This window comes from Paenisporosarcina sp. P5_A11, assembly GCF_056400705.1.
In genome coordinates, this window is sequence record NZ_JBFUKT010000360.1 from 1 (window position 1) to 1,146 (window position 1,146).

2 protein-coding genes are annotated in these 1,146 nt (G+C 33.8%); both read right to left on the minus strand.

Annotated features, from left to right (window positions below):
- Positions 1–2: 2 nt before the first annotated feature.
- A complete protein-coding gene (locus AC1DOS_RS20235) occupies positions 3–179 on the minus strand; it encodes an IS3 family transposase (protein WP_477538927.1) in 177 nt (58 codons plus the stop codon).
- A gap of 184 nt (positions 180–363) precedes the next feature.
- Positions 364–708: a hypothetical protein gene (locus tag AC1DOS_RS20240; protein WP_477538928.1), complete on the minus strand. Its 345-nt coding sequence runs from the start codon at positions 706–708 to the stop codon at positions 364–366.
- Between the last annotated feature and the right edge of the window lie 438 nt (positions 709–1,146).

Here is a 1,146-nt window from a genome sequence, read left to right on the forward strand (position 1 = left end):
GCCTAGACAGCTAGTAAGTGACCTCGGAATTGTTCCGGGGTCATTTTTTTGAGACCATATTGATAACACTGTATGTAATATTCTTCGATATATTCGCTAATCATACCGTGAAGCTCTTCGAAAGTCTTACACTGTCTAAAATCCACCTCATCCTTAAAATGCCAAAAAAATGATTCCATCGCTGCGTTATCAAACAATTCCCTCTAGGAAGTTAGCTCCTTCCACCCAACCCATATACAGGTTCTCATTTTTTCCTCTCTTCACGATTCTATTCGCTTTCTTGCTCTCATGAATAAATATCCAATCTGACTTTAGGGCTTTAGCCAAATAAAAAAGACCGTCTCTGACGATCTCCTGTTACATTTACCACTCTCTCCATTCTTCAGTTATATCTTCTTCTGATTCGAAGCCAGCTATACGTGCAGCTTCAATAATAAAATCACACAGTTCTTCTCTCTCCATTGTTTCGATAAAGTAATCGTATTTATCATTTAATTCATTAAATTTGATTACCACTTCTTTGACACATTCCAATATGTCTTCCTCTGTTATATTAGCTCCAAGTTTTTTTAAGCTATTGGTGTAAGAATTAAGAACCTCATTAGTTGCAGCAATATTTTCATCGGTAAAAAGGTCGTCATCTTCATCCATTCTTTGTTTCCATTCTACCGTTGGTTTGTTTTTTGTTAGCTCTTCAAGAGCCGTCATAATATCCTCCAAGAATTCATTTTTATCAACCATTACTCCCCATCCATCCGAGTACCCATCATAAGATTTACTTYTATCTGGAACTGCCACAAAAAAATCAACATTTTGTGGCTTTTAAAAATCAACACCATCTTTATAAATCCTTCTTAACACATCTTCATCTACATCGTTAGGAAATTTTCTCGGAAATAAATTCAATTTTATCTTCTCCTAATTCTTACAGTTTAATTTCTCTAATATTACTAATTTTATCAACTACATCTGTTCTTTTAATATAGTTATTTTTATTAAACCTGCCACGTAAAAAGAGCTGTCATCGCAGAGCATCTTTTAAATCTAAGTTGTCTCTACCTTTCTTACATCGTTCTTCAATAAAACTCTTCAATAGAGTTTTAAGCTGCATTTAAATCAATTTTTGTTTTCAAATGACTGTAAGTT